The organism is Pseudomonas sp. S2_C03, assembly GCF_054668405.1.
In genome coordinates this window covers 3,484,085-3,505,341 of sequence record NZ_CP162766.1, presented here as the reverse complement: position 1 = coordinate 3,505,341, position 21,257 = coordinate 3,484,085, and the positions used below count along the sequence as shown (strand labels likewise).

Genomic DNA, 21,257 nt, shown 5'->3' with positions numbered 1-21,257 from the left:
GCGGTTATCGATTGTCCGCATTACCCACATACAGCCGGATGATGTCGTCGATCTCCCCGGACATTTTCATCCGCAGCAGCGTGCGCAGGATGCGCTGCACGGGCACGTTCGGATCGTTGCGAACGAAGCAGCCAACACTTTGCTCCTGCAGCACCGCCACGCCTTGCAGTTGCCGATCTGAGGGCTGGCGTTGGTTGAACCAGTCCAGTGTCCACAGATTGCTCACCGCATAGCGATAGCGTCCGGCCAGCAGCTTCTCCAGCGCCTGATCCTGACTGCGCGCGTCCTCGCGCAGCAAATGGCCGTTGTCGAACAGGGGTTGCAAGGTCGGATAGCTGTAACCCAGCACCGTACCGATGGTCTGGCGCGGCAGGTCTGCCGGGACCACGGCGAGTGGCGGGCCCCGGCGGCTGACCAGCACGTCCGGTTGGGTCCACAGCGGGATGCTCCAGATATAGTCGCCGGATTGATTCGGCAGCCACGATTGCGCGGCATAACAGCGCACATCGACTTCACCATGTTCCATCGCGCCCTGCACGCGTGCCCGGGGCAACACATGGAACTCGGCCGGCACGCCGACCTGAGTGGCCAGGCTGAGCATCGCGTCATACAGGATGCCTTGGGTCGGCTGGCCGCGCTCCAGTTGCACCATCGGCATGGCCCAACTGTCGGGCAGCACAAAGCGCAAGGGCGCCTCTGCGGCGCTGGCGTTCAGACCGATCAACAGCAGTGCCCCCAAGGCCAGCCGCATAGACGCTCCAGTACGGATCGAACCCGGGCCAATAAAAGCCCCAAGTGTGCATCTTAGCCAGATTAGACGAGCATGCCGGATGCAATTTTGCCCTTGCTCCGCTAGCATTAGCCGCTTCTGTTCCTTGGTTGCGACGGTTTTCGATGAGTTATCAGGTTCTTGCACGTAAATGGCGTCCGCGCTCGTTCCGCGAAATGGTCGGCCAGACCCATGTGCTCAAGGCTCTGATCAATGCCTTGGACAGCCAGCGGCTGCACCATGCCTACCTGTTTACCGGTACACGCGGGGTCGGCAAGACCACCATTGCGCGGATCATCGCCAAGTGCCTGAACTGTGAAACCGGCATCACCTCCAGCCCCTGTGGCGAGTGTTCGGTATGCCGTGAGATCGATGAAGGGCGCTTCGTCGACCTGATCGAGATTGACGCCGCGAGCCGGACCAAGGTCGAGGACACCCGCGAGCTGCTGGATAACGTGCAGTACGCGCCAAGCCGTGGGCGCTTCAAGGTCTACCTGATCGACGAAGTGCACATGCTGTCCAGTCACTCCTTCAACGCGCTGTTGAAAACCCTTGAAGAGCCGCCGCCCTACGTCAAGTTCATCCTGGCGACCACCGATCCACAGAAACTTCCTGCAACGATTTTGTCCCGTTGCTTGCAGTTCTCCCTGAAAAACATGACCCCGGAGCGGGTGGTCGAGCATTTGACCCATGTGCTGGGCGTCGAGAACGTTCCGTTCGAAGACGATGCGCTTTGGTTGCTGGGCCGTGCTGCCGATGGTTCGATGCGCGATGCCATGAGCCTGACCGACCAGGCGATTGCCTTCGGTGAAGGCAAGGTCATGGCCGCCGACGTGCGGGCAATGCTTGGCACCCTCGACCATGGTCAGGTGTACGACGTCTTGCATGCGCTGATCGAAGGTGATGCCAAGGCATTGCTCGAAGCGGTGCGCCACCTCGCCGAGCAAGGCCCCGACTGGAACGGCGTGCTGTCTGAAATTCTAAACGTGCTGCACCGGGTCGCCATCGCCCAGGCCTTGCCTGACGGCGTCGACAACGGCCACGGCGATCGCGACCGGGTGCTGGCACTGGCCCAGGCCTTGCCCGCCGAAGACGTGCAGTTCTATTACCAGATGGGCCTGATCGGCCGCCGCGATCTGCCGCTGGCACCGGACCCGCGTGGTGGTTTCGAGATGGTCCTGCTGCGGATGCTCGCGTTCCGTCCGGCAGACACCGAGGGCGCACCGAGGCAACCGCTAAAGCCAGTGGGAATCAGCCAGGCCACGGTTGATTCCGCCAAGTCAGTGGCTGTCGCGCCGGTAGTCGTTGCAGCGCCGGCACCGGCTGCCGTTCCTGAGCCCACGCCCGAGTCGGTCGCTCCTGTGGTTGCGCCTGAGCCGGTTGCCGAGCCTGAGCATGTCGCGGTGGAAGAAGTCGTCGACCTGCCTTGGAACGATCCGGTAGAGCCCGAACCCGAAGTCATCCAGCAGCCTGCCGTCGAGCCGGTGCTGGAAACCATCGCTGAACAGCCCGAGCTGCCGCCAGTCCTGGCGCAGACGCCGGACAGCGTCGTGCCGGACGCACCGGATGTCCCGGAGTGGGCCTCTGCGTCGATTCCCGAGCCTTCTGTGGCTGACGTCGATGCCGCCACACCAGGCATCGACCTGGACGACGATGAGCCGCCGCTGGACGAGGACTACATCGAACCGGACATGGATTCGGCGTACAGCTATCTCGACGAACTGGCCAGCGAACATACCTCGGAGCCCGCGCCGGAGCCCGAGCCGGAACCTGCAGCGATGCCCGCCACCGGACTGGCGCTGGAATGGTTGGAGCTGTTCCCGAAATTGCCTATTTCCGGCATGACTGGCAGCATCGCCGCCAACTGCACATTAATCGCTGTCGATGGCGACACCTGGCTGTTGCACCTCGATCCAGCCCATAGCGCGCTGTTCAACGCGACCCAGCAACGTCGACTCAACGATGCGTTGAACCAGTACCACGGACGCCCATTGACCCTGAACATCGAGCTCATCAAGCCCGAGCAGGAAACGCCCGCCCAGGCGGCATCCCGTCGTCGTGCCGACCGACAGCGCGAGGCGGAGGAATCGATCCATGGCGATCCGTTCATCCAGCAGATGATGCAGCAGTTCGGCGCGGTGATCCGTAACGATACTATTGAACCTGTCGAGGCCCTGGTCAGTCAGGGCTAGTAACTGAAGGCGTTCGACCTGGTGGCCGGACGCTGCTTGATATCCACGTACTTTGAGGTGATTACCATGATGAAAGGTGGCATGGCCGGCCTGATGAAGCAGGCGCAGCAAATGCAGGAAAAAATGGCCAAGATGCAGGAAGAGCTGGCCAACGCCGAAGTCACCGGTAAGGCCGGTGGCGATATGGTCACCGTGGTGATGACCGGTCGTCATGACTTGAAGAGCGTGAGCATTGACCCGAGCCTGGTCGAAGGCATGAGTGAAGACGACAAGGAAATGCTGGAAGCGGTCATTGCTGCGGCCGTCAACGACGCCGTGCGCAAGATCGAAGCCAACAGCCAGGAAAAAATGGGCAGCATGACCGCTGGCATGCAACTGCCACCGGGTATGAAAATGCCTTTCTGATTCGCCTTGGCGGATGAGATGAGTTAAACAGGATGCCAGGCTGAGTGCCTGGCATTTTTGTTTGTGCCTGAACGATATGTGGTGATTGTGAGGGCGCCATCGCGGGCAAGCCCGCTCCTACAGAAGACTTGTGAACACCACCGATCCATTGTGGGAGCGGGCTTGCCCGCGATGGCGTCAACTCGGCCTTACGGTCGGAAACATCGAACCCCAAACCGCCACCAAGGTCTGCTCATCTACACCGGCCAATCTCAACGATCAAAGGAGACGCTCACATGTCCGAAGCATTGACCCTCAACCAACGTATCGTACTGGCGTCCCGTCCGGTGGGCGCACCGACGCCCGAGAACTTCCGTCTGGAAAGGGAGGCACTGCCGGAGCTGGCCGATGGTCAGGTGTTGCTCAAGACACTTTATCTGTCGCTGGACCCTTACATGCGCGGGCGCATGAGTGACGCACCGTCCTACGCGGCGCCGGTGCAGATCGGCGAGGTGATGACCGGCGGTGCTGTCAGTCGGGTCGAGCGTTCGTTGAACCCCAAGTTCCACGAAGGCGACCTGGTGGTCGGCGCTACCGGCTGGCAGAGCCACAGCATCAGTGACGGGCGCAACATCATTGCGGTGCCGTCCGGACTGCCGAGCCCGTCGATGGCCTTGGGCGTGCTGGGCATGCCGGGTATGACGGCCTACATGGGCTTGATGGATATCGGCCAGCCCCAAGAGGGTGAAACACTGGTGGTGGCTGCGGCGTCCGGCGCGGTCGGTTCCGTGGTGGGCCAGGTGGCGAAGATCAAGGGCTTGCGGGTCGTCGGCGTGGCGGGCGGTGCGGACAAATGCCGCTACGTGGTCGAAGAACTGGGGTTCGATGCCTGCATCGACCACAAAGGCGCGAATTTCGCCAGCGAACTGGCGTCGGCCTGTCCCAATGGCATCGACATCTATTACGAGAATGTCGGGGGCAAGGTCTTCGATGCGGTCGTGCCGTTGCTCAATCCCAAGGCACGTATTCCCTTGTGCGGCCTGATTGCGTCCTACAACGCCAGCGAGGCGCCGACCGGCCCGGATCGCCTGCCACAGTTGCAGCGCACGCTGCTGACCAAGCGCGTACGCATCCAGGGATTCATCGTGTTTGATGACTACGGTGACCGCCAGCCGGAATTCGTCAGCGCCATGGCCCCGTGGGTGCGCGATGGCAAGGTGAAATTCCGCGAGGACGTGGTCGATGGTCTCGAGAACGCGCCCGAGGCGTTCATTGGCCTGCTGGAGGGACGCAACTTCGGCAAACTGGTGGTGCGAGTCGCGCAGGACTGAGTATTTGACGCTAAAGAGAGGCGCGGGTATAAACCGCGTCTCGTTGTTTTTGTCGGACTTTTCCCCATGAGCTTCAGCCCTTTGATTCGCCAACTGATCGATGCCCTGCGAATTTTGCCTGGGGTCGGTCAGAAAACTGCCCAGCGCATGGCGTTGCAGCTGCTCGAGCGTGATCGCAGTGGTGGCGCGCGCCTGGCTTCGGCCATGAGCCAGGCCATGGAAGGGGTGGGCCACTGCCGCTTGTGCCGCACGTTGACCGAAGACGACCTGTGCCCGCAATGCGCCGATACCCGTCGCGATGACACCTTGCTATGCGTGGTGGAAGGCCCGATGGACGTCTACGCGGTGGAGCAGACCGGTTTTCGCGGCCGTTACTTCGTGCTCAAGGGCCACCTCTCGCCGCTCGACGGCCTTGGCCCGGAAGCCATCGGTATTCCCCAGTTGCTGGCGCGGATCGACGAGGCGGGGACATTCGCCGAAGTCATTCTGGCTACCAACCCGACGGTCGAAGGTGAAGCCACCGCGCATTACATCGCCCAGTTGCTGGCGAACAAAGGCCTGATCGCTTCGCGCATCGCCCATGGTGTGCCGTTGGGTGGAGAGCTGGAGCTGGTGGATGGCGGGACGCTGGCGCATTCGTTTGCGGGGCGCAAGCCGATTTCGCTGTGATTCCATGGCGCCTGATCTGGCGCTATCGCGGGCTTGCCCGCGATGTCTGTCTGACCCGCACATTCTGGTTGAAAACCAAGCAAGCGCTCGGTTAACTTCGGCGAACCCCTTCAGCGGAGTTCGCCGATGCCTGCTTTCCAGGAATACTTCGACCCCAACCACCAAATGATCCGTGACAGCGTCCGACGCTTCGTCGAACGCGAGATTCTCCCGGGCATCGATCAATGGGAGGAGGCCGAGGGCTTTCCCCGTGAGCTTTACCTCAAGGCCGGTGCGGCGGGGATTCTGGGCATCGGTTACCCGGAAAGGTTCGGTGGCAGTCATGAGGGCGATTTGTTCGCCAAAGTCGCCGCCAGCGAAGAGCTGATGCGCTGTGGCTCGGGCGGGCTGGTGGCAGGGCTGGGATCGCTGGACATCGGCCTGCCGCCTATCCTCAAGTGGGCCCGGGCCGATGTCCGTGACCGTGTCGTGCCGCAGGTGTTGTCCGGCGAAAAAATCAGCGCTCTGGCCGTCACCGAACCCGGTGGAGGCTCTGACGTCGCCAACCTGCAGACCCGTGCCGTACGGGACGGCGATTTCTACCGGGTCAATGGCAGCAAGACCTTTATCACCAGTGGCGTGCGCGCCGATTTCTACACGGTGGCGGTACGCACGGGCGAACCGGGTTTCGCCGGCATCAGCCTGTTGCTCATCGAGAAGGGCACCCTGGCTTCACTGTCGGGCGGTCACTGAAGAAAATGGGGTGGTGGGCCTCGGACACCGCCGAGCTTTTCTTCGACGATTGCAGGGTGCCTGTGGGGCATCTGATTGGCGGCGAGAACATGGGGTTTGCCTGCATCATGGGCAACTTCCAGAGTGAGCGCCTGGCGCTGGCGCTGATGGCCAACATGACCGCGCAACTGGCGCTGGAAGAAAGCTTGAAGTGGGCGCGTCAACGCGAAGCGTTCGGTAAGCCGATTGGCAAGTTCCAGGTGATCAAGCATCGCCTGGCGGAGATGGCGACGGCGCTGGAAGTCTCAAGGGAGTTCACGTATCGGCAGGCAGCAAAAATGGCGGCGGGGCAGAGCGTGATCAAGGAGATCTCCATGGCCAAGAACTTCGCCACCGACACGGCGGACCGGATCGTCAACGATGCCGTGCAGATCCTGGGTGGTCTGGGTTACATGCGCGAGAGTCTGGTGGAGCGGTTGTACCGTGATAACCGGATACTGTCGATTGGCGGGGGGACGCGGGAAGTGATGAACGAGATCATCAGCAAGCAGATGGGGCTTTGATCTGCGGTGTGGCGACCGACGCCATCCCTGTAGGAGCGAGCTTGCTCGCGATGGAGGTCAACGATAACGCGGGCTGTCTGACACCCCGCGGTGTGGCGACTACCATCGCGAGCAAGCTCGCTCCTACAGGGATGGGGCCGTTACAAGTGCCGCTTACTTATCGGTCAACGCAAACTGCGTCAGGCAATACGTCGGTATCCCCATGTCTTCCAGGCGCTGCGAGCCACCCAGCTCCGGCAAATCGATGATCGCCGCGGCTTCATGCACTCGCGCCCCCATGCGCCGAATCAGGTTGGCCGCTGCGATCAGCGTACCGCCGGTGGCGATCAGGTCATCGAACATCACCACCGAGTCGCCTTCGCACAGGCTGTCGGCGTGCACTTCAAGGAAGGCTTCGCCGTACTCGGTCGCATAACCTTCGGCCAGTACATCCGCCGGCAGTTTGCCCTGCTTGCGAAACAGTACCAGCGGCTTGTTCAGTTGATAGGCCAATACCGAACCAATCAGGAAACCCCGAGCGTCCATCGCACCAATGTGGGTGAAATCGGCTTCGACGTAGCGGTGGGCGAAGCTGTCCATCACCAGGCGCAGGGCGGTGGGGGACTGGAAGAGCGGGGTGATGTCACGAAAGATGACGCCCGGTTTCGGGAAGTCGATCACCGGGCGGATCAGGGATTTGATGTCGAAGGAGTCGAAGACCATCGTCGAGGTGTCCTGGCAGGCTGCAAACGTCGCAGTATAACGGCGGCAGAACCGTTTGGCTCAGCCGCCTTCGTCGCATCAGCTCTCGAGCGAGCCGCCGGCCAGAGCGCAGAGCTGGATCGGGTCGAGGATCTGGATTTCCTTGCCCTCGGCAGCGATCAGTTCGTTCGCCTGGAAACGTGTGAACACCCGCGACACGGTTTCCACCGCCAGGCCCAGGTAGTTGCCGATTTCGTTGCGCGACATGCTCAAGCGGAACTGGTTGGCCGAAAAGCCGCGAGCCCGAAAACGCGCCGACAGGTTGACGAGGAAGGTGGCAATGCGTTCGTCGGCAGTCTTTTTCGACAGCAGCAGCATCATTTGTTGATCGTCGCGAATTTCACGGCTCATCACACGCATCAACTGACGACGCAGTTGGGGCAGTTGCAATGCCAGTTCGTCGAGGCGCTCAAAGGGAATTTCACAGACCGATGTGGTCTCCAGTGCCTGGGCCGAGACCGGATGTTTCTCGGTATCCATGCCCGACAGTCCAACCAGCTCGCTCGGCAGATGGAAACCGGTGAGCTGTTCTTCACCGCCATCGCTCAGGCTGAATGTCTTCAGCGCACCGGAGCGTACTGCATAAACGCAATCGAAGTTGTCGCCCTGGCGGAACAGGAATTCGCCTTTTTTCAACGGGCGGCCACGTTTAACGATTTCGTCCAGCGCATCCATGTCTTCCAGATTCAGAGAAAGTGGTAAACAGAGGGGGGCCAGGCTGCAATCCTTGCAATGAGCCTGGTTGTGAGCGCGCAGTTTTACTGGCTCGGACATTTCTTAAATCCTTGTGGGAAATCACACATAAGACGTAAGGGTAACTCAACGGCAGTCATTCAGGCCAGCGGTGTGCCGAATTGTCACATCATGATCAAGGGTGTCCGACGGAACTTTTCCAAAGAGGGGGCCAGCGGGGCCGTTTCAAATCACCCGGGAAAAACGCTGACGATTTTGCTGATCCAGGTAGGCGTCGAACACCATGCAGACCGAGCGTACCAGCAGGCGTCCTGCAGGCAGTACGATGATGCGATCCTCTTTCAGTTCAATCAAACCGTCTGCGGCCATGCCCTGCAATTGTGGCCACAGCGGAGCGAAGTAGCCGCGAAAGTCGATGTTGAAAGTCCGTTCGATGGCGGCGAATTCCAGCTCAAAACTGCAAATCAACTGTTGAATGATCGCGCGCCGCACGCGATCGTCGCTGGTGCACAGCAGGCCGCGGTTGGTGGCCAGTTGCGCCGAGGCCAGGGTGTTCTGGTATTGGTTCAGGTCGCTGCTGTTCTGGCAGTACAGGTCGCCGATCTGGCTGATGGCTGACACGCCCAGGCCAATCAGGTCGCAATGGCCATGGGTGGTATAACCCTGGAAATTGCGTTGCAGGGTCGACTCTTCCTGGGCAATCGCCAGCTCGTCGTCGGGCAGGGCGAAGTGGTCCATGCCGATGTAGCGGTAGCCGGCCCTGGTCAGTTGCTCGATGGTCTGTTGGAGCATTTCCAGTTTCTGTGCAGGCGTGGGCAACTCGTCGCTGTCGATGCGCCGTTGCGGCATGAAGCGTTCTGGTAAATGCGCATAGTTGAACACCGACAACCGATCGGGTTGCAGGCTGATGACTTCCTCGACGGTGCGGGCGAAGTGTTCCGGTGTTTGCTTGGGCAGGCCGTAGATCAGGTCGATGTTGATCGAGCGAAATTGCAGGGTTCGCGCCGCCTCGATCACTGCGCGGGTTTCATCCGGACTTTGCAGGCGATTGACCGCCCTTTGCACGGTAGGGTCGAGGTCCTGCACGCCGATACTGACCCGATTGAAGCCCAGTTCACGCAACAGGCCCATGGTCGACCAGTCGGCCTCGCGCGGGTCGATCTCGATGCCGTAGTCGCCGCTGTCGTCGTCCAGCAAGTTGAAGCTCTTGCGCAACTGGGCCATCAGTTGACGCAGTTCGTCGTGGCTGAGAAAAGTCGGCGTGCCGCCGCCGAAGTGCAGTTGCTCGACTTTCTGTGCCGGGTCGAGATGACAGGCGATCAACTGGATTTCCTGCTCCAGGCGTTGCAGATAGGGCTGGGCGCGTCCGCGATCCTTGGTAATGACCTTGTTGCACGCGCAGTAGTAGCAAATGTTCGCGCAGAAGGGGATGTGCACGTACAGCGACAGGGGGCGCAGGGCCTTGCGGCTTTCGCGAAGGGCGTGGAACAGGTCGAAGGTGCCGACATGCCCGTCGAATTGTACGGCGGTCGGGTAGGAGGTGTAACGCGGACCCGCCAGGTCGTAACGGCGGATCAGGTCGGTATCCCAACGAATGTCGTCGAGCATCATGCGGGCATTCCCCGGATAGGCTGGCAGTGCGGCGAGTCTATGGGGTGCGGCGTTGGGGCATCTTGATTTGCGTCAACGCTCGAGATTTGGCGCGTCTACTCCAACCCTGTAGGAGCGAGCATGCTCGCGATGCGATGTATCAGGCGACGTGTGTATCGTCTGAAACGCCGCCATCGCGAGCAATCGAGCGTCGACCGGCTGCTCCTACAGGAATGGGGGGATTTAATGCCCCATCAACCAATGCTGATGCGGCCCCGGCAGGGTCCAGATTCCAAACAGGATCACCAGCAAGCCACCGGTCATGCGCACGCTGCGTTTGCGCAGCAGCGCCGTGACCCGTTCCGCCGCCAGCCCGGTGGCCAGCAATACCGGCCAGGTGCCCAGGCCGAACGCGAGCATCAGCAATGCGCTGTCCAGCGCATTGCCCTGGCTGGCCGACCACAGCAACGTGCTGTAAACCAGCCCGCACGGCAGCCAGCCCCATAGCGCGCCCAGCAGCAAGGCCCGGGGCAGGCTGGACACTGGCAGCAATGTGTTCGCCACCGGCTGGATATGCCGCCACAGGCCGCGCCCGAGGCTTTCGATACGGATCAGGCCGCTCCACCAGCCGGCCAGGTACAGGCCCATGGCGATCAGCAACAAACCCGCGAGGATGCGCATGAAGGTGGCCGCCGGGCTGTTCGCGACCGCCCAGCCGGCCAGGCCGATCAGCAGGCCGGCGGTGGCATAGCTGAGGATGCGCCCCAGGTTGTACGCCAAGAGCAGGCGAAAGCGTCGGCTGCGTTGCTCTTTCGGAATGGCCAGGGTCAGCGCGCCCATCAGTCCGCCGCACATGCCCAGGCAATGGCCGCCACCCAACAGGCCGAGTATCACCGCCGAGACCAGCAGTGGCGCCAGTTCAAGCATGTGGCGGCGCCTTGTCGTTGTCCGGTTTGGCCGGTTGGCCCGTGGCCTCGTCGACCGCCGCCGTGTGATTGGGGTCCTGGTCGTCGAAGAGGATGCTGTGGGCCGGGCCGTCCAGGTCATCGTACTGACCACTGTCGACTGCCCAGAAGAAGATGTAGATCGCGATGCCGACGATCAGCAGCGCCGCCGGGATCATCACGTAGAGAGCTGGCATGGTAAGGCTCCAGACCCGCGCGGCTCAGGCCGGCAGCGGGCGATATAGCGGTGTGGCGCTGACGGCCGCCGATTTCGGCAGGCGAGTCAGGCGCAGGGCGTTCAGCACCACGACCAACGAACTGATGGACATGCCGACGGCGGCCCATACCGGCGTGATCCAGCCAAGGGCGGCGAACGGCAACATGAGGCCATTGTACAGTGCGGCCCACAGCAGGTTTTCGACGATGATCCGGCGCGTTCGCCGGGCCAGGCTGAAGGCCTGCACCAATGCGTCGAGGCGATTGGACAGCAACACGGCATCGGCACTGGTTTTCGCCAGGTCCGTGGCCGAACCCATGGCCACGCTGATGTCGGCAGCGGCCAGCACGGGAACATCGTTGACGCCGTCACCGAGCATCAGCACCTTGCGACCTTCCTTGTGCAATTGCTGCAGGACTTGCAACTTGTCGTCCGGGCGCAAGCCGGCGCGGGCTTCGTCCATGCCCAGTTCGGCGGCGACACTGGCGACCATCGGTGAGCTGTCACCGGACAGCAGCAGCGTGCGCCAGCCACGGGCCTTGCACGCAGCGATCAGCGCGGGCGCATCATCACGCAAACGGTCATCGAGAACGAACCACGCCAGCGGACCCTCGGTATCACCCAACAGTAGCCATTGCCCGGCTTCATCGGGCATCAACGGCGCGGCGGTGCCACTGAGTTCGCAGACAAAATCCGCCTGGCCGATGCGCAGACGCTGCGTGCCGACCCAGCCTTCCAGGCCCAGGCCCGGAGTGCTGTGAACGGCCTCGGCGGCCAGTGGCGCGCGGCCGAACGCTCGGGCAATCGGGTGCTCGGAGCGATTTTCCAGGGCGGCGGCAAGGCCCAGGCAATCATCGCTGCCCAATGTGCCGAGCGGGTGTATCGAACGCAATGCCAGTCGCCCTTCGGTGAGCGTGCCGGTCTTGTCGAAAATCACCGTGTCGATCTGGTTCAGGCCTTCGAGCACATGGCCGCGGGTCAATAGCAGTCCGAGTTTGTGCAGGGTCCCGGTGGCAGCGGTGAGCGCAGTGGGTGTGGCGAGGGACAGGGCGCAGGGGCACGTCGCGACGACCATCGCCAGCACGATCCAGAAAGCGCGTGAAGAATCCAGCTCCCACCACACCACACCGATGACCGCCGAGGCGATCAGCGAGAGCAACAGGAACCACTGCGCGGCGCGGTCGGCAATCTCCGCCAGACGGGGTTTTTCCGATTGGGCCCGATCCAGCAGGCGGACAATCGCCGACAGTCGGGTGTCGTGTCCCAGTGCGAGGACTTCCACGGTCAGCGCGCCTTCGACGTTGAGCGTGCCGGCGGTGACAGCGTCGCCCGGCAAGCGCGGTTGCGGCAGGTATTCACCGGTCAGCAGGGATTCGTCGATGCTCGATTGACCTTCGAGGATCTTGCCGTCGGCTGGCAGGACGGCGCCAGGATGGACCAGCACCTGATCGCCGACACGCAATTCGCTGAGCAGGATGCGCTCGCTCTGGCCGTCGGCCGCCAGTCGCAGACAAGAGGCGGGCAGCAGGTTGACCAGTTGCGCGGTAGCGGCGGCGGTGCGTTCTCGGGCGCGACGTTCCAGATAGCGCCCGGCGAGCAGGAACAGCGCAAACATGCCGACGGTGTCGAAGTACAGCTCGCCGACTCCGGTGATCGAAGTCCAGATCCCCGCGAGGTAGGCGCAACCAATCGCCAGCGACACGGACACGTCCATGGTCAGGTGGCGGGTGCGCAAGTCGCGCATCGCGCCCTTGAAAAACGGCGCACAACTGTAGAACACGATGGGCGTGGTCAGGAACATCGCGACCCAGCGCAGGATAGTGTGAAGTTCGGGGCTCAGATCGATATTGAATTCCGGCCAGGTGGCCATGGTCGCCATCATTGCCTGGAACCATAGCAGCCCCGCCACACCGAGCTGGCGCAGTGCCAGGCGATTCTCGCTGGCCAGCTGTTCGCTGGCTCGGTCGGGCTGGTAAGGGTGGGCGGCGTAACCGATCTCGCGCAATTGGCTGAGCATCTGGCTCAGCGGCAATTGTCCATCGGCCCAGCGCACGTGCAGGCGATGGTTCGACAGGTTCAGGCGCGCCTCGGCCACAGCGGGCAGGCCGCGCAGGTGTTTCTCGATCAACCAGCCGCAGGCGGCGCAACTGATGCCTTCCATCAACAACGTGGTTTCGGCGAGTTCGCCATCGTGACGTACGAAAGGTTTTTGCACATCGGCGCGGTCGTACAGCGCCAGTTCATCGACCAATTGCACCGGCAACGCTTCGGGGTTCGCCGAGGCTTCACTGCGGTGTTGGTAATAGCTTTCCAGCCCACCCGCGACAATTGCCTCGGCCACGGCCTGGCAGCCCGGGCAACAGAATTCGCGGGTTTCTCCGAGGACGATGGCGGTGTAGCGGCTGCCGATTGGGACGGGCAGGGCGCAGTGATAGCAGGCAAGGGGGCTGGTCATGGGGGATCTATATAGTTTTGAAGGTCCTCATCGCGAGCAGGCTCGCTCCTGTAGGAGCGGGCTTACCCGCAATGCGCGAAGCGCGGCTTTATTTTTTCAGGTCTTCGGCACCTTGAAGCGGTTCGTCACCCAGCAGCAGATCCTTGTCATGGTTGACCAGTTCTTCCTCGAACATACGCCAGGTCTTGTCGCCTTCCACGCCCAGCAGTTCGACAAACCGGCGACCTTCGACTTTATCGCTCAGTTGGCCGATGTAGCGGCCCTGTTCGGTCTCGCTGCGGGCCAGGCTGATCTTGCGATCCTTCTCCGGCTGGGTCGGCGAGATCAGGTTCAGTTCCAGGATTTTTGGCTGGCTGTTACCGCTCAGGCGCAAGTCGACTTCGCCAGTCACGTCGTCCAGGTGCACACTGGCACGCATCTGCAGAGTCTGCGCCAGCAGTTCGCGGTCCAGGGAGCGGTTGATGCCTTTGCCCGCCTCGTAGTAGTTGTCGTTGACCAGATTGTCCGGGTTGTTCACCGCGATGGTCACCATGGACAAGGTCAGCGTCACCGAGCAGGCGAGGATACCAATGATGATCCACGGCCAAAGGTGCTTGTACCAGGGGCTTGCGGCATTTGCTGCGGGCATGATCACTTCTCTCAACGAATTTGTGGGCCGATGAATCGGCTCTTGGCTTCAACGTGGATGGTCTCGTCATCGGCGTCCTTGAGGATGAATTTCACCTCGTTGGTGCTCGATGGCAGTTTTTCCGGGGCCATGGACAGTTCCACTGGCTGGCTGACGATGTCACCCGCGACCACCTTGATCTCGCGTCGACCTTGCAGCTTCAGGTCCGGCAGCCCGCTGGCCTCGAGTACGTAGGTGTGGTCGCGTTGATCCTTGTTCATGATCTTCAGGCTGTAGACGTTTTCGATTCGGCCCTCGGCGTTCTCACGGTACAGGACGCGGTCCTTGCTGACGTCGAAGCCCACCAGCGAACGGGTCGCGAAGGCGGTAGCGAGAAGGGCGATCATGGCCAGCAACACCACGGCATAACCGATCAGGCGCGGACGCAGCTTATGGGTTTTCTGCCCCGAGAGGTTGTGTTCGGTGGTGTAGCTGATCAGGCCGCGCGGGTAGTCCATTTTGTCCATGATCGCATCGCAGGCGTCGATGCAGGCCGCACAGCCCACACACTCGACCTGCAGACCGTCGCGAATGTCGATACCGGTTGGGCAAACCTGTACGCACATGGTGCAGTCGATGCAATCCCCCAGTCCCAGGGCCTTGTAGTCCACGCCTTTCTTGCGCGGCCCACGGCTTTCGCCACGGCGTGGATCGTAGGAAATGATCAGGGTGTCCTTGTCGAACATCACGCTCTGGAAGCGTGCGTACGGGCACATGTAAATGCACACTTGTTCGCGCAGCCAGCCCGCGTTGCCGTAAGTGGCCAGGGTGAAGAAGCCGACCCAGAAATAGGACCAGCCATCGGCGTCGCCCGTAAAGAAGTCCAGCACCAGTTCGCGAATCGGCGAAAAGTAACCCACGAACGTCATGCCGGTGACGAAACCGATGAGAATCCACAGGGCATGCTTGCTGAACTTGCGCAGGAACTTGTTGGCGCTCATCGGCGCCTTGTCCAACTTGATGCGTGCGTTGCGGTCACCTTCGGTCACCTTTTCGCACCACATGAAAATCCAGGTCCAGACGAATTGCGGGCAGGAATAGCCGCACCAGACCCGTCCTGCATAAACGGTGATGAAGAACAGGCCGAAGGCGCTGACGATCAGGATGCCGGACAACAGAATGAAGTCCTGGGGCCAGAAAGTGGCGCCGAAAATGAAGAATTTGCGTTCCGGCAGGTTCCACCAGACGGCCTGATGACCGCCCCAGTTCAGCCAGACCGTGCCGAAGTACAGCAGAAACAGGAACCCGCCACCGATGATCCGCAAGTTGCGAAACAGCCCGGTGAAGGCGCGGTTGTAGATTTTTTCACGAGAGGCATAGAGGTCGACGCTTTTGTCCCCCTTGGCAGGTGGAGTCACGTCGTGTACCGGAATTTGGTTGCTCATCGGTTGCATCCCACGGCAGTGGAGAAATGCCCCGGTCAGTACGTGCCGACCGCGGTCAAAAAGGGGTATTGCAGTGGCGCAATGATACCCCTGTAGCTCTATCACAAGGGTGCGACCATTGGTCACGTTGGTGGAAATGAACTGACAGTGTAATGACCTGTATCAATTGACTGGTGAAATTATGGACGTTTTTGCGGTTGCGGACGCTCAATCCGTCCATGGGTTGATCAGCTCAACGCCGCTGGACTTGAAGTCGTCGATATTGCGTGTGACCACGGTAAGGCCATGCACCAGTGCAGTGGCGGCGATGAGGGCGTCGCTTTCGTTCGCCTGATCCGGAACATGCAGGCGTGCGCAGCGCAATGCCACGGCCGCATCCACCGCGAGGATCCTGCCATCGAAGGCCGGCATGACGTGCCGTTTGAGCCAGGTCCGCAAGACACTTCCCTGGGCGGGGTCACGACGCTCCATGCGCAACACGCCGGTTTCCAGTTCCTTCAATGTGATGGCCGAGATAAACAGGCGTGGCGCGAGGATGCTTTTGGCCCAGGCGACGACGTTCGCATCGGCCTGGGGTTTGCGCAGTTCCGAGATCACATTGGTGTCGAGTAGGTACATCAGGTCAGGTCCACGGGGCGGTGAGTGATCACGGCACGCTCGGTTTCGAATTCGATATCCGCCGCTTCGGGCATCACCAGCAGCTCGACGATATTGGCGTTCATGCCGGTGAGTTTTTCGTAGTCCTCAATGCTTAGCAGTACATGAGCCGGCCTGCCACGATCGGTGATGATTACCGGACCCTGACGGGTGGCTTTTTTGGCACTACTTGTGTCCTGGTTGAATTCACGGCTGGAGAGGGTAGTGATGGCCATGGAGGTATCCCCTTGCAAACAGATTTGTAGAAACGTTACTACATGGTCTGCCGGGTAACAATTCAAGTGGTCGCCATTCGTCGTTTCGACCCGCGCCGTGGAGGAGGTTTCAAGCAAAAAAAAAGCCCCGTCGAATGACGGGGCCGTTTTTTGTAGCAGGCGTTTGCCTTACTGAGCGTCTGGCGCCGGGGCCTTCTCACCGTGAGAAAGGCTGTAGACGTAAGCGGCCAGCAGGTGAACCTTGTCGTTGCCCTGCATTTGTTCTTGCGCAGGCATCTGGCCCTGGCGGCCGTAACGGATGGTCTGCTGCAGTTGAGCGAAGCTCGAACCGTAGATGAACGCGCCTGGGTGGGTCAGGTCAGGTGCGCCCATGGCAGGCGTGCCTTTGCCTTGTGGGCCGTGGCAAGCCACGCAGTTGGCTGCGAACAGTTTCTGGCCCGCTTCCGGGTCAGCCTTCGCGCCTTCAGGCAGCTTGCGGCCATCGAGGTTGGTCAGCACGAACGCAGCGACATCCGCGACGCCTTGCTCGCCGATCGCTTCGGCCCAGGCCGGCATCACGGCGTGGCGACCGCCCATGATGGTGGTCTTGATGGTCTCCGGTTCGCCGCCCCAGCGCCAGTCGGCGTCGGTCAGGTTCGGGAAGCCATAAGCACCCTTGGCGTCGGAACCGTGGCAAACCGAGCAGTTGGACGCGAACAGGCGGCCACCCATCTTCAGGGCTTGTGGATCCTTGGCCACTTCTTCGATCGGCATGGAAGCGAATTTGGCGAAGATCGGCCCAAACTTGGCGTCCGATTTGGCCATTTCCTTTTCCCACTCGTGAACGCCGGTCCAGCCGGTCTGGCCGTTGGCGAACGCGGTCTGCTTTTCGTTATCCAGGTAGTTGTAACCTGGCAGCAGGCCCTTCCAGTTGCCCAGGCCCGGGTACAGCACCAGGTAACCCAGGGCGAAAACGATGGTGCCCACGAACAGCATGAACCACCATTTCGGCAGTGGGTTGTCGTACTCCTCGATCCCGTCGAAAGAGTGGCCGACCGTCTCTTCGGTCTGCTCGGCGCGCTGGCCCTTGCGGGTCGACAGCAGCAGCCAGGTCAGGGAAAAGATCGTACCGAGACTGAGGACTGTGACGTACAGACTCCAGAATGTAGTCATTCTTTGTTACTCCTAGAAGCTTGCTCGACGTGCTTGATGGCTTCGGGATCATCCGCGAAAGGCAGCAAGGTCGCGTCTTCAAACTCCGACTTGCGCTTGGGGCTGAACACCCACAAGGCCAGACCCACGAAAGCCACCATCACAACGACGGTGCCCAGGCCACGAATCATCCCGATATCCATCCAGATCACCGTTTGCTTTTGATGATGGTGCCCAGGCCTTGCAGATAGGCCACCAGCGCGTCCATTTCGGTTTTGCCCTTCACAGCATCCTGAGCGCCGGCGATGTCTTCGTCGGTGTAAGGGACGCCGAGCGTACGCAAGACTTCCATTTTCTTGGCGGTGTCTTTGCCGTCGAGCTTGTTTTCCACGAGGAACGGGTAGGCCGGCATTTTCGACTCGGGCACGACGTTGCGCGGGTTGTACAAGTGCGCACGTTGCCAGTCATCGGAATAACGACCACCGACGCGGGCCAGGTCCGGACCGGTACGCTTGGAACCCCACAGGAACGGGTGGTCCCAGACGCTTTCACCGGCGACCGAGTAGTGGCCATAACGTTCGGTTTCAGCACGGAACGGGCGGATCATCTGCGAGTGGCAGCCGACACAACCGTTGGCGATGTAAATGTCGCGGCCTTCCAGTTCAAGAGCGGTGCGCGGCTTCATGCCTTCGACCGGCTTGTTGGTGACGTCCTGGAAAAACAGCGGAACGATCTGGGTCAGGCCGCCAACACTGACGGCGATAACCATGAAGAAGGCCAGCAGGCCAATATTCTTCTCGACTGCTTCATGCTTCATCAGTGAGCTCCAACTACAGCAATCTGTTCGGCGGCTTTGGCTTCAACCGGGTTCGAGGCGCGTACGGTACGGTAGACGTTGTAGGCCATGAACAGCATGCCGGAGGCGAAGAACGCACCGCCCAGGGCACGCACGATGAAACCAGGATGGCTGGCTTGCAGCGCTTCGACGAACGAGTAGGTGAGGGTGCCGTCATCGTTGATTGCACGCCACATCAGGCCCTGGGTGATGCCGTTGACCCACATCGAAGCGATGTACAGAACGGTACCGATGGTTGCGAGCCAGAAGTGAGCATTGATCAGGCCAACGCTGTGCATCTGGGCACGGCCGAACAGTTTCGGAATCATGTGGTAGATCGCGCCGATCGAGATCATCGCTACCCAGCCCAGAGCGCCGGCGTGTACGTGGCCGATGGTCCAGTCGGTGTAGTGCGACAGCGAGTTGACGGTCTTGATCGCCATCATCGGGCCTTCGAAGGTCGACATGCCGTAGAACGCCAGCGATACCACGAGGAAGCGCAGGATCGGGTCGGTGCGCAGCTTATGCCAGGCGCCCGAGAGGGTCATCATGCCGTTGATCATGCCGCCCCAGCTTGGCGCCAGCAGGATGATCGACATCGCCATGCCCAGCGACTGTGCCCAGTCCGGCAGCGCGGTGTAGTGCAGGTGGTGAGGACCGGCCCAGATGTACAGGGTGATCAGTGCCCAGAAGTGCACGATCGACAGGCGATAGGAGTAGATCGGACGTTCGGCCTGTTTCGGCACGAAGTAGTACATCATCCCCAGGAAGCCGGTGGTCAGGAAGAAACCCACGGCGTTGTGGCCGTACCACCACTGGATCATCGCGTCAGTCGCGCCTGAGTAGGCCGAGTAGGACTTGAAGAAACTGACCGGCAGGGAGGCGTGGTTGACGATGTGCAGCATGGCCGTCACGACGATGAACGCGCCGTAGAACCAGTTACCGACATAGATGTGCTTGGTGTTGCGCTTGGTGATGGTGCCGAAGAACACCAGACCGTAGGTCACCCAGACGATGGCCAGCAGAATAGCCAGTGGCCATTCCAGTTCCGCGTATTCCTTGGTGGTGGTGTAACCCAGTGGCAAGGTAATGATCGCGCCGACGATCACCGCTTGCCATCCCCAGAAGGTAAAGGCTGCGAGGCTGTCGGAAATCAGTCGCGTTTGGCAGGTTCGCTGCACGACGTAGTAAGAAGTGGCAAACAGTGCACATCCACCGAAGGCGAAAATCACCAGGTTGGTGTGCAGCGGGCGCAGGCGTCCAAAAGTCGTCCACGGCAGACCGAAGTTCAATTCCGGCCATACGAGCTGTGAGGCGATGAAGACACCGAGCCCCATGCCAAGGATCCCCCAGACCACCGTCATGATGGCGAACTGGCGGACTACCTTATAGTTATAAGCAGTCGGACTGATTGCTGTGCTCATTCTAAGGTTCCACGGTTTGGGTGTTTTATTAGGAGTAAAAATCGGTCGCAAGTATGGAGAAAGCGGGGGGTCATTGCAACGCGCCATGACCTGGGTCAATGCTTTCAACCGCTGATTCTGCGGCCTTTCCATGCGCCGCGTAGGGTCAAAAATACCCGACGAGAAAACGTCGTTGCGAATGGGAACGATGCGGGGGTCAGGTCGTATGTAACGAGCTGTGTTTAAACGCGACCATCAGGTGGTCGATGGCAAGGGTCGCAATAGCCGGTATCTACCAGCCTTTGCGGCCTGTCATCGCAAGATTCGTCGCACACATCGGGTTGGGTCGACCTCGAGCCGGCACTTGCCATCGCGTGTCGGAGCAAGCTTAGACCCGAATCGGGGGAACTGAAAGGAGGACTAACGAAGGGGTGCGACAAATAGAAGCAGGGCAAAGCTGCAAGCTGCGAGTTGCAAGTTAAAAACCTGTGGCTCGCCAGTTGTTCACTTTGCCCTGAGTACAGCGGGGCGTTTTGCTTTTGCTTTTGCTTTTACTTGTTGCTTGTAGCTTGCAACTTGTCGCTCAACGGCTCGCCCCCTTTCGAGAGACTGTAGACGTAGGCTGCGAGCAGTTGCACCTTGTCGTTGCCAAGCAGTTCGTTCTGCGCCGGCATATGACCTTGGCGTCCATGGCGGATGGTCTGTTGCAGTTGTGCCAGGCTGGTGCCGTAGATGAAGCCGGCGGGTAGCGTCAGGTTCGGCGCGCCCATGGCTTCGGTACCCTGGCCATTGGCACCGTGACAGGCTACGCACATGGTGCTGAACGCTTGCTGTCCGGCTTGCAGGTCGGCCGTATCGTCAGCTGGCAAAGGCAGGCGTGCCAGATCATGACGCACGTAGGCGGCGACGTTTTTTACACCGGCTTCACCGAGCATTTCACCCCAGGCCGGCATCGCAGCGATGCGTCCGCCCATGATGGTGGTCTTGATGGTGTCGGCGTTACCGCCCCAGCGCCAGATGCTGTCGGTCAGGTTAGGGAAGCCGAAGGCGCCCTTGGCGTCGGAGCCATGGCAGACCGAGCAGTTCGAGGCAAACAGGCGACCGCCCATTTTCAACGCTTGCGGGTCCTTGGCCACTTCTTCCACGGGCATGGCGGCGAACTTGGCGAAGATCGGTCCAAATTTGGCGTCGGCCTTGTTCATCTCCTTTTCCCATTCGTTCACGCCGGTCCAGCCATTCTCGTAGCCGGGCAGGATCCCTTTCCAGTTGCCCAGGCCCGGGTAAAGGATCAGGTAGCCGACGGAAAACACCAGGGTGCCGGCAAACAGCATGAACCACCACTGCGGCAGCGGGTTGTCATACTCTTCGATGCCGTCGAAGCTGTGGCCCATGGTCTGATCGACGCTGCCCTTGGTTTCGCCCCTGCGGGTGCCGATCAGCAGCCAGGTCAGGCCGATCAGGCTGCCGATGGTCAGTACGCAGATCCACGTACTCCAGAAGGTGGTCATGACCGGGTACTCCTTGTGACAGGTTCTTGGGTGCTATCAGGTTGAGGCTCATCGGCAAACGGCAGCAGGCGCGCCTCGGCGAATTCCGGATTGCGCTTGCCGTTGAACACCCACAGCGTCAGGCCGACGAAGGCCACGAACACCACGACGGTGCCCAGGCCGCGGATCAAGCCGGTACTCATTTCCAGGTCCATGGC

21 protein-coding genes and 1 pseudogene are annotated in these 21,257 nt (G+C 60.8%); 5 read left to right on the top strand and 17 right to left on the bottom strand.

Annotated features, from left to right (window positions below; translation table 11 throughout):
* Nucleotides 1-4: 4 nt before the first annotated feature.
* Nucleotides 5-751: a substrate-binding periplasmic protein gene (locus tag AB4N64_RS16175; protein WP_460116917.1), complete on the bottom strand. Its 747-nt coding sequence runs from the start codon at nucleotides 749-751 to the stop codon at nucleotides 5-7.
* Between the two features lie 143 nt (nucleotides 752-894).
* Here AB4N64_RS16175 and dnaX point away from each other — a divergent pair, with 143 nt between their 5' ends.
* The 5 genes and pseudogenes from dnaX (at nucleotide 895) to AB4N64_RS16150 (ending at nucleotide 6,619) form a co-directional block, all read left to right on the top strand.
* Complete coding sequence (dnaX, locus tag AB4N64_RS16170) at nucleotides 895-2,961, top strand: DNA polymerase III subunit gamma/tau (protein WP_460116916.1); 2,067 nt, start codon at nucleotides 895-897, stop codon at nucleotides 2,959-2,961.
* A 66-nt stretch (nucleotides 2,962-3,027) separates the two neighbouring features.
* Nucleotides 3,028-3,366, top strand: coding sequence for a YbaB/EbfC family nucleoid-associated protein (locus tag AB4N64_RS16165; protein WP_460116915.1), 339 nt, complete (start codon nucleotides 3,028-3,030; stop codon nucleotides 3,364-3,366).
* A gap of 275 nt (nucleotides 3,367-3,641) precedes the next feature.
* Entirely contained in the window at nucleotides 3,642-4,676 is a 1,035-nt protein-coding gene (locus AB4N64_RS16160; RefSeq protein WP_460116914.1) for an NADP-dependent oxidoreductase, read from the top strand.
* A 66-nt stretch (nucleotides 4,677-4,742) separates the two neighbouring features.
* Nucleotides 4,743-5,345, top strand: coding sequence for a recombination mediator RecR (gene recR, locus AB4N64_RS16155; RefSeq protein ID WP_460116913.1), 603 nt, complete (start codon nucleotides 4,743-4,745; stop codon nucleotides 5,343-5,345).
* A 126-nt stretch (nucleotides 5,346-5,471) separates the two neighbouring features.
* A pseudogene (locus AB4N64_RS16150) lies at nucleotides 5,472-6,619 on the top strand (acyl-CoA dehydrogenase family protein).
* A 153-nt stretch (nucleotides 6,620-6,772) separates the two neighbouring features.
* Here AB4N64_RS16150 and AB4N64_RS16145 read toward each other — a convergent pair.
* The 16 genes from AB4N64_RS16145 to AB4N64_RS16070 all read right to left on the bottom strand — a co-directional run bounded on the left by AB4N64_RS16145 (nucleotide 6,773) and on the right by AB4N64_RS16070 (nucleotide 21,254).
* The gene (locus AB4N64_RS16145) at nucleotides 6,773-7,321 is read right to left on the bottom strand and encodes an adenine phosphoribosyltransferase (protein WP_368553529.1); all 549 of its coding nucleotides are present in this window, start codon (nucleotides 7,319-7,321) and stop codon (nucleotides 6,773-6,775) included.
* 78 nt (nucleotides 7,322-7,399) lie between these two features.
* A complete protein-coding gene (gene fnr / locus AB4N64_RS16140; RefSeq protein WP_460116912.1) occupies nucleotides 7,400-8,134 on the bottom strand; it encodes a fumarate/nitrate reduction transcriptional regulator Fnr in 735 nt (244 codons plus the stop codon).
* A gap of 144 nt (nucleotides 8,135-8,278) precedes the next feature.
* Nucleotides 8,279-9,661, bottom strand: coding sequence for an oxygen-independent coproporphyrinogen III oxidase (gene hemN / locus AB4N64_RS16135; protein WP_460126771.1), 1,383 nt, complete (start codon nucleotides 9,659-9,661; stop codon nucleotides 8,279-8,281).
* Between the two features lie 225 nt (nucleotides 9,662-9,886).
* Nucleotides 9,887-10,570, bottom strand: coding sequence for a sulfite exporter TauE/SafE family protein (locus tag AB4N64_RS16130; RefSeq protein WP_460116911.1), 684 nt, complete (start codon nucleotides 10,568-10,570; stop codon nucleotides 9,887-9,889).
* The gene (gene ccoS / locus AB4N64_RS16125) at nucleotides 10,563-10,784 is read right to left on the bottom strand and encodes a cbb3-type cytochrome oxidase assembly protein CcoS (RefSeq protein WP_460116910.1); all 222 of its coding nucleotides are present in this window, start codon (nucleotides 10,782-10,784) and stop codon (nucleotides 10,563-10,565) included. Before ccoS ends, AB4N64_RS16130 begins: the two co-directional genes overlap by 8 nt.
* 24 nt (nucleotides 10,785-10,808) lie before the next feature.
* A complete protein-coding gene (locus tag AB4N64_RS16120) occupies nucleotides 10,809-13,259 on the bottom strand; it encodes a heavy metal translocating P-type ATPase (protein ID WP_460116909.1) in 2,451 nt (816 codons plus the stop codon).
* Between the two features lie 88 nt (nucleotides 13,260-13,347).
* Nucleotides 13,348-13,887, bottom strand: a complete 540-nt coding sequence (locus AB4N64_RS16115) for a FixH family protein (RefSeq protein ID WP_460116908.1) — start codon at nucleotides 13,885-13,887, stop codon at nucleotides 13,348-13,350.
* Between the two features lie 11 nt (nucleotides 13,888-13,898).
* Complete coding sequence (gene ccoG / locus AB4N64_RS16110) at nucleotides 13,899-15,311, bottom strand: cytochrome c oxidase accessory protein CcoG (RefSeq protein ID WP_460116907.1); 1,413 nt, start codon at nucleotides 15,309-15,311, stop codon at nucleotides 13,899-13,901.
* 207 nt (nucleotides 15,312-15,518) lie between these two features.
* Complete coding sequence (locus AB4N64_RS16105) at nucleotides 15,519-15,929, bottom strand: PIN domain-containing protein (RefSeq protein ID WP_460116906.1); 411 nt, start codon at nucleotides 15,927-15,929, stop codon at nucleotides 15,519-15,521.
* On the bottom strand, nucleotides 15,929-16,183 hold the full coding sequence (locus AB4N64_RS16100; protein ID WP_460116905.1) for a type II toxin-antitoxin system Phd/YefM family antitoxin: 255 nt from the start codon (nucleotides 16,181-16,183) through the stop codon (nucleotides 15,929-15,931). Before AB4N64_RS16100 ends, AB4N64_RS16105 begins: the two co-directional genes overlap by 1 nt.
* A gap of 168 nt (nucleotides 16,184-16,351) precedes the next feature.
* Nucleotides 16,352-17,335, bottom strand: coding sequence for a cytochrome-c oxidase, cbb3-type subunit III (ccoP, locus tag AB4N64_RS16095; protein WP_460116904.1), 984 nt, complete (start codon nucleotides 17,333-17,335; stop codon nucleotides 16,352-16,354).
* A complete protein-coding gene (locus tag AB4N64_RS16090) occupies nucleotides 17,332-17,517 on the bottom strand; it encodes a CcoQ/FixQ family Cbb3-type cytochrome c oxidase assembly chaperone (RefSeq protein ID WP_032831505.1) in 186 nt (61 codons plus the stop codon). Before AB4N64_RS16090 ends, ccoP (AB4N64_RS16095) begins: the two co-directional genes overlap by 4 nt.
* 5 nt (nucleotides 17,518-17,522) lie before the next feature.
* The gene (gene ccoO / locus AB4N64_RS16085) at nucleotides 17,523-18,131 is read right to left on the bottom strand and encodes a cytochrome-c oxidase, cbb3-type subunit II (protein WP_460116903.1); all 609 of its coding nucleotides are present in this window, start codon (nucleotides 18,129-18,131) and stop codon (nucleotides 17,523-17,525) included.
* A complete protein-coding gene (ccoN, locus tag AB4N64_RS16080; RefSeq protein ID WP_460116902.1) occupies nucleotides 18,131-19,573 on the bottom strand; it encodes a cytochrome-c oxidase, cbb3-type subunit I in 1,443 nt (480 codons plus the stop codon). Before ccoN ends, ccoO begins: the two co-directional genes overlap by 1 nt.
* Nucleotides 19,574-20,103: 530 nt before the next feature.
* Nucleotides 20,104-21,060, bottom strand: coding sequence for a cytochrome-c oxidase, cbb3-type subunit III (gene ccoP / locus AB4N64_RS16075; protein ID WP_460116901.1), 957 nt, complete (start codon nucleotides 21,058-21,060; stop codon nucleotides 20,104-20,106).
* The gene (locus tag AB4N64_RS16070) at nucleotides 21,057-21,254 is read right to left on the bottom strand and encodes a cbb3-type cytochrome oxidase subunit 3 (RefSeq protein WP_460116900.1); all 198 of its coding nucleotides are present in this window, start codon (nucleotides 21,252-21,254) and stop codon (nucleotides 21,057-21,059) included. The genes ccoP (AB4N64_RS16075) and AB4N64_RS16070 overlap by 4 nt, the downstream gene beginning before the upstream one ends.
* Nucleotides 21,255-21,257: the final 3 nt, after the last annotated feature.